Raw genomic sequence first — 6000 nt, 5'->3', positions numbered from 1 at the left:
TACCTGCCCGCGGCGGGACCGACGGCGAGCATGATCCAGGCCGGCGCCGAGGTGGCGACGGCGGATGGCGGTCTTCTGGCGCGCTACGAGATCATCGACGTCACCCCGAGCGTCGTCGAGGCCCTGCGCGGCCGGCCGCTGGACAGCCTGCTCGCCTCCTTCGGCGACCACCGCCCGTCCTCCGAGCCGGTGATCGGCATCGGCGACATGGTCTCCGTCTCCGTCTGGGAAGCCGGCTCCGGCGGCCTGTTCTCCGGACCGCTGGTCGCCGACCGCTTCTCCGCCGGCTCGAAGTCCGCGCTCATCCCCGAGCAGCCGGTCGGGCGCGACGGCGCCATCTCGGTGCCCTATGCCGGCCGCATCAAGGTCGCCGGCCGCCGCACCCAGGACGTGCAGGCGCTCATCGAGAACGAGCTCGCCGGCAAGGCCATCCAGCCGCAGGTGCTGGTCTCGGTCACCCGCCCGATCAGCCAGGCGGTCACCGTCACCGGCGAGGGCGCGGCCGGCGCCCGCCTGCCGCTGTCGGGCCACGGCGACCGCATCCTCGACGTCATCGCCTCCGCGGGCGGCAACCGCGCGCCGGTCAACGAGACCTTCGTGCGGCTCTCGCGCGGGCCGGTCACCGCCACGGTGCCGCTGACCACGGTGGTGTCGAACCCGCGTGAGAACATCTACCTGCGGCCCAACGACGTGCTGACCCTGGTGCGCGACCCGCAGACCTTCATCGCGGTGGGCGCGCTGGGCAACAGCACCGAGCTGCCGTTCCAGGCCGACGGGATCACCCTGGCGCAGGCGCTGGCCAAGGCGCGCGGGCTGTCGGACTTCGCCGCCGACCCGGCGGGCACGTTCATCTTCCGGTTCGAGCCGGCCAGCGTGGTGCGCCGGCTGAACCCGGGCTCGAAGCTCCTGGGCACGCCGCTGGTGCCGGTGGTCTACCGGATCGACATGCGCGACCCCAACAGCCTGTTCGTCAGCCAGGCGTTCCGCATGCGCAACCGCGACCTCGTCTACGTGTCGAACGCGCCGTTCACCGAGGTGTCGAAGGTGCTCGCCGCCTTCAGCGGCATCACCGGCCCGGTCGCCTCCGCGGCCACCGCCTACGCCTACGCGAAATAACGGCGGGACGGCGCGCGGATCGGCGCCGGAAAAAAATCGCGTTTCGCCGCATCCTCGCGTATGGGCGTTATGTGCGGTGCGGACCTGCGGCTACGGAGCCGCACCCCGTGGCCGCAGCGCGTTAGGATGCCTAGAAGAGCCCGATGAAGATCGGACGCGTCGTCCCCGCAGCCGGGCCGTTCCGGCCCGCGCTGGTCCCCCTGAGCCTGTGCGTCGCGCTCCTGTGGGCTGTCCCGGCAGCAGCCGACGTGACGATCGGCGTGGCGGTGCCGCGCTCCGGGCCCTACGTCGCCGTGGGCGAGCAGGTGCTCCGCGGGGTCGAGGCGGCCGCCCGGGATGCCAACGCCATGGGGGGCCTCGACGGGCAGCCCGTCACGCTGGACGTCCAGGACGATGCCTGCGACTCCAACACCGCGACGGCCGTGGCCAACCACTTCGTGCGATCCGACGTGCGCCTCGTCGTGGGCCACGTCTGCTCGAACGCCTCGATTGCCGCCTCCGATATCTACGCCCAGAACGGCGTCGTGATGATCACGGCGGCGTCGGTGGCGGCGCGGCTCACCGACCGGGGACTGCCGACCGTCTTCCGCGTCTGCGGGCGCGACGACGATCAGGCCCGGCTGTCGGCCGCGGTCCTCGCCGAGCGGTTCCGCGACCGCAAGATCGCACTGCTCCAGGACCAGACGCCGGCCGCCCGCGCGCTCGCCGCCGCCACGAAGGACAACCTGAACCGCATCGGCGTGAACGAGGCGCTGTCGCTATCGTTCTCCCCGAGCGATGCCGACGACACCGCCCTGGTCGACCGCCTGAAGGGCGCGGGGATCGAGGTGGTCTATTACGGCGGCGACGCCACCGAGATGGGCCGGCTCGTCAGGATCGCCGCCGATCGGGGTTTCCGGCCGCAATGGTTCGGAACCTCGGCCATCGCCACCTCGGACTTCGCCAAGATCGCCGGACCGGCGAGCAACGGCGTGCTGATGACCTTCTACCTCGACCCGAGCCGGCAGCCGGCCGCCGCGGCCGTGGTGAAGGCCTTCAAGGCCGAGGGCGTCGATCCCACCGGCTCGACGATCTACGGCTACGCGGCCATGCAGGCGCTGGTCGCCGCCGGCAACTTCGCCCATTCGGTCGAGCCCCGGCCGATCGCCCAGGCCCTCCACACCGAGCGGTTCGACCTCGTGCTCGGCACGGTGGGCTTCGACACCAAGGGCGACGTCACCGCACAGGGCTACGTGCTGTATGTGTGGAAGGACGGGAGCTTCACGCCCGCCGGGAAGTGAGGGCGGTCAGCCCTGCGCTGGGTCCGTGCCCGGGCGAACCGCCCGCGGCTGTCCGAGCCGCATGGATCACGACGGACTGCGTCCCGGGGGCACCCGCGACAGCGAGGTCGCGCCGGGGCCGTGCGGCCGGTGCCGCGATTCCGTGAACGCACGTCGGGTCGGCTCCGCGTTCCGGTCCCTCGGGATCAGGGATCGACCTGGTGCCGTGTCGCAGGCGGCGGCGCCGTCAGGCCTCCGCGGCGTCCACCTCCGCCCCACGCCCCAGCCCGCGCAGCAGTTCGGCGAGGTGCGGCCGGACCCGCAGCTGCAGCGCGTGGAGCTGCCGCACCGCCTCGCTGAGCCGCCCCTGCCGTCCGAGCATCGCGTCCGCGAAGCCGATCATCCGGGCGTTCGGCCAGGCCGGTTCGCGCAGGGCGTGGAGGCGCGCGACGAGGCCGTCGGCCGGCATCTCCGGCTCGGCCTGCGCGAACAGCATCAGCAGCGCCGCCGTCGAGCGCGACAGGCCGTAATGGCAATGGACCAGGAGATGGCCGGCGCCGCCGAGGTCGCGGCCGAAGGCGAGGATCGTCGCCACGTGCTCCGGCTCGGGCGGCACGAGGCCGTCGCCTGGTCCGAGGCAGTCGTGGAAGCGGAGCGTGGTGCGGGCGTGGGTGCCGTAGGCGGCGAACGCCTCCGGCTCCGGCGTGCCGGGATCGAGCAGCGACAGCACGTGACTCACGCCGCTCGCTCCGTGGCCCGCCAGCTCCTCCAGGCCGCAGACGGTGTGCAGGGTGACGGCGGGTTCAGGGTGCATGCCGGGCGCCTAGCACGGGCCGGGGCCGGTTTCGAGGCGGCACGGAACCGCTCCGCCGCCCGCGGCTTTCGAGAACCGGCGCGGACATGCTACCTGCGGCCGCGATCCCGCGCCGGACAGACCGGACACGCTCGGACGAGATGCCGTTGGACGACACTCCTATCACGCCTCCCTCCACGACCGGGCCGCGACGCCGGACCCTGCTCACCGCGGGCCTCGGCGCGGCCGCGGCCGTCGCCGGGCCTCTCGCCGCCCCGGCGCGTGCGGAGAACGCCCCCGAGCTGCGCTGGCGCCTGTCATCGGCCTACGCCAAGACCCTCGACATCCTGTTCGGCGCGCCCGAGGCCCTCAGCCGGCTGGTGGCCGAGGCCACCGACGGGCGGTTCCAGATCCAGGTCCAGGGCCCCGGCGAGCCGGTGCCGGCGGAGGATCTGCTCACCGCGGTGGCGGCCGGCACGGTCGAGATGGGCCACGGCCCGGCCACCCTCGGCATGGCCAAGGATCCGACCTTCGCGCTCGCCACCGCGATCCCGTTCGGCCTCAACGCGCGGGGCGCCGCGGCGTGGTGGCAGGCGGGGGGCGCCGCGGAGCTGTTCGCCGAGGTCTTCGCGAAGGCGGGCCTCGTCTGCCTGCCGGGCGGCAACACGGGCGCGCAGATGGGCGGCTGGTTCCGGCGCGAGATCAAGACCCTCGCCGATCTGCAGGGCCTCAAGTTCCGGATCGGCGGCATGGGCGGGCAGGTGCTCGCCAAGTTCGGCGTCCAGCCGCAGACCGTGACGGGCCCGGAGATCTATCAGGCGCTGGAGACCAAGAAGATCGACGCCGCCGAGTGGATCGGCCCCTACGACGACGAGCGGCTCGGGCTGCAGAAGGTCGCGCCGGTCTACCATTATCCCGGCTTCTGGGAGGGCGGTGCCATGCTGCACTTCTGGTTCAACGCCGAGAAGTGGAAGGCCCTGCCGAAGTCCTATCAGGCCATCCTGCGCGCCGCGGCCGCCCAGGTCGGCGCGGAGGTGCAGGCCAAGTATGACGCCCGCAACCCCCAGGCCCTGCGCCGGCTGGTCGCCGGCGGCGCGCAGCTTCGCCCCTTCCCCCAGGAGGTGATGGAGGCCGCCCTCAAGAACGCCAACGACGTCTACGGCGAGATCGCCGCCAAGAACGCCGATTTCCGCCGCGTCTACGAGGCGATGCGCACCTTCCGCAACGAGGAATACCTCTGGTTCCAGGTCGCGGAATACACCTACGACAACTTCATGATCCGCGCCCGGGCGCGGGGATAGAGCGCGCTTCGCCGAAGTGGTAGCGCTTCGCTGCACGCGCGCATCAGGCCTGGGTCCTGGCGCGACGGGGAGGGGAGGGCCGCATGGACGGGATGTTGAGAATCGGGCTGGCGCTGCTCGGGGCCGCGCTGCCCCTTCCGGCGCTCGCGCAATCGCCGGCCAACCTCACCGCCCTGCGCGGGCTGGCGCCGGTGGCGCGCCTTCCGGGTACGCCCGAGGGGCGGGCGGCCCTCGACGCCAACCTGCGGGTGACCGGCGACATCCAGTCCGGCGCCCAGAAGCAGCCGAACCTGCTGCCGTTCCCCGAGCAGCAGCAGCTGGCGCTGCGGGACTGCTTCATCACCGACGGCAACGCCAGCGGGCTCGCGGACGGCCTCGGGACCGCGCTCGCCGCCGCCTACCAGGCCAAGGCGAGCTACAGCGACTACAAGACTTTCACCAGCGTCGCGCCGGCGATCGCCGACCTGATCGGCTACACCAACAACGTCACCAAGTCGGATTCGAATTCCGGCAAGTACTTCTTCGCCAACGCCACCACCAACGGCAAGCACCCGGTCTCGCCTGAGGCCGCTGCCATCCTCGGCGACGGGGCCGTGACCGATGTGTTCGGCCGAGCCTACGGACGGCTGGCGGGCAGCCCGGGCTCGGACGCCTTCGGCGACGCGCGGCCGTTCCAGACCCTGCCGCACCTCCAGGCCTATCGCGGTGCCGACTTCTTCGGCGACGCCTCGCACAGCCTCGACTGGCTGCGCGGGCCCAAGCAGGATCTCATGAACAGCCCGTCCTATCCGAGCGGGCACACCACCTACGGCTACACCGAGTCGATGCTGCTCGCGCTCCTCGTCCCCGAGCGCTACCAGCAGATGGTCGCCCGGGCCGCCGAGTACGGCAACGACCGGATCATCGTCGGGGCGCACTACGCCATGGACGTGCTGGGCGGGCGGGCGACCTCGCTGCACGCCCTGGCGCATCTGCTGGCCAACGACCCGGCCTATGTCGGCCAGATCCGCACGAACCCGGCGGTGCTCGACAAGGCCGCGGCCGAGGCCGACAAGAGCGTGGGCGTGACGGATTACCGGGCCCTCCTGCGGGCCGCCCGCGCGGCGATGGGCGAGGCGCTCGCGGCCGGCTGCGGCGACACGGTGGCGTCCTGTGCGGCCAAGGATACGGGCCGGTTCAAGGACCCGGCCGCCAACGCGGCCTTCTACGCGTCGACCCAGACGTACGGCCTGCCGGTGGTGCACGCGAAGACCGCCGACGGCCGGCCGGATGTCGGCGCGCTCGCGCCGGAGGCGGGCAACCTGCTGACCGCCGCGTTTCCGGCGCTCACGCTCGACGAGGCGAACGCCATCCTGACCGAGACCCTCGGTCCCGGCGGCGGCTTCCTCGACGACGGCTCGGCCTTCGGGATCTACGCGCGGCTCGACCTCTACACCGCCGGCGGCAAGGCCGCGGCCCTGGCAGCGAGCCGGGCGGGAGCCACCGCCACGCGCTGAGGGTGGCGCACAGGCATCACGCCGTTCCGTTCGGC

At 72.6% G+C, this 6000-nt stretch carries 5 protein-coding genes; 4 read left to right on the top strand and 1 reads right to left on the bottom strand.

Annotated features, from left to right (window positions below):
- Positions 1–1116: polysaccharide biosynthesis/export family protein (locus tag ACLBX9_RS27510; RefSeq protein ID WP_447721103.1), on the top strand; the 1116-nt coding region annotated here is incomplete at its 5' end.
- 143 nt (positions 1117–1259) lie between these two features.
- Positions 1260–2396, top strand: coding sequence for a branched-chain amino acid ABC transporter substrate-binding protein (locus ACLBX9_RS27505; RefSeq protein WP_010685316.1), 1137 nt, complete (start codon positions 1260–1262; stop codon positions 2394–2396).
- A gap of 226 nt (positions 2397–2622) precedes the next feature.
- Here ACLBX9_RS27505 and ACLBX9_RS27500 read toward each other — a convergent pair whose 3' ends face one another.
- Positions 2623–3189 carry a tyrosine phosphatase family protein gene (locus tag ACLBX9_RS27500; protein ID WP_447721102.1) on the bottom strand — a complete coding sequence of 189 codons (567 nt, stop codon included), beginning with the start codon at positions 3187–3189 and terminating at the stop codon, positions 2623–2625.
- 140 nt (positions 3190–3329) lie between these two features.
- Here ACLBX9_RS27500 and ACLBX9_RS27495 point away from each other — a divergent pair, with 140 nt between their 5' ends.
- Together ACLBX9_RS27495 and ACLBX9_RS27490 are read left to right on the top strand one after the other, a co-directional pair.
- A complete protein-coding gene (locus tag ACLBX9_RS27495; protein ID WP_447721105.1) occupies positions 3330–4469 on the top strand; it encodes a TRAP transporter substrate-binding protein in 1140 nt (379 codons plus the stop codon).
- A gap of 83 nt (positions 4470–4552) precedes the next feature.
- Positions 4553–5965 (top strand): phosphatase PAP2 family protein, encoded by a 1413-nt coding sequence (locus tag ACLBX9_RS27490; protein WP_447721101.1) that lies wholly within the window; start codon positions 4553–4555, stop codon positions 5963–5965.
- Positions 5966–6000 lie beyond the last annotated feature (35 nt).

The sequence above is a fragment of the Methylobacterium sp. A49B genome, assembly GCF_053346215.1.
Note: the sequence above shows the minus strand (reverse complement) of the source record. Positions and strands in the feature narration are given on the sequence as shown.